The organism is Rhodococcus sp. IEGM 1351 (assembly GCF_030056875.1).
In the GTDB taxonomy this organism is placed as follows: domain Bacteria; phylum Actinomycetota; class Actinomycetes; order Mycobacteriales; family Mycobacteriaceae; genus Rhodococcus_F; species Rhodococcus_F opacus.
On sequence record NZ_JASHKU010000082.1, the window covers coordinates 1 to 1,168 of the forward strand.

A 1,168-nucleotide genomic window follows, 5' to 3' on the forward strand; every position below is an offset into this window, starting at 1 on the left:
TCCTCGACGCCGACGAACGACGGAACCTGCTCGACCGCACCGGCGGCCCCGAACACCCCGCAACGACACTGCCACAACTGCTCACCACCGCCGCAGCACACGACCGCACCGCACCGGCGGTGACATACGAAGACCACCACCTGTCCTACGAACAACTCGACACCGCATCCTCCCAACTGGCACGGATCCTGATCGCCGAAGGCATCGGCACCGAAGACACCGTCGCCATCGCACTCCCCCGCTCCCCCGAAGCGATCCTCGCAGTCTGGGCGACCACCAAAACCGGCGCCGCGTTCCTCCCGATCGACCCGAACTACCCGAAAGACCGCATCACCCACATGCTCTCGGACTCCCGAGCCGCACTCGGAGTGACCACCACCGAGCACGCCACCACCCTGCCCGAACCACTGCCCTGGCTCGTCATCGACACCCCCGACCTCGAAACCCGCTGCAACACCATGGATTCAGGTCCGATCACCGACACCGACCGACTCCGACCCCTGCACACCACCAACACCGCCTACCTGCTCTACACCTCCGGCTCCACCGGCACCCCCAAAGGCGTCGTCGTCACCCACCAAGGGCTGGCCAACCTCGCCGCCGAACAACGCGAACGATTCACCATCACCCCCGACTCCCGCACCCTGGCCGTGGCATCCCCGAGCTTCGACGCCTCGGTCTTCGAACTGCTCCTCGCCACCGGAGCCGGCGCCACCATGGTCATCGCCCCACCCACCGTCTTCGGCGGCGACGAACTCACCCAACTCCTCCACACCAACCACGTCACCCACGCCGTGATCACACCGGCCGCACTGGCCACCATCGACCCCACCCACCTCCACACCCTGCACACCGTCCTCTCGGCCGGCGAGGCCTGCACCCCCGACCTGCTCACCCGCTGGGCCACACCCACCGACACCTCCCCCACCCACACACCCCGCCGCTTCTTCAACGGCTACGGCCCCACCGAAACAACCGTGATGAGCAACTGCAGCGGACCACTGCCACCCGGCGGCCCGGTCACCATCGGCGGCCCGATCCGCGGCACCCACGCCTACGTCCTCGACGACCGACTCCGGCCCGTCCCCACCGGCGTGACCGCAGAACTGCACCTGGCCGGGATCCAGCTGGCCCGCGGATACCACAGCCGACCCGCACTGACCGCCGA

Annotated in this window: 1 protein-coding gene; it reads left to right on the top strand. The window is 68.3% G+C overall.

The features are described 5' to 3' along the window. Positions 1-1,168 (top strand): AMP-binding protein (locus QM806_RS40840; protein ID WP_283295035.1); only part of this gene is annotated, 1,168 nt, incomplete at both ends.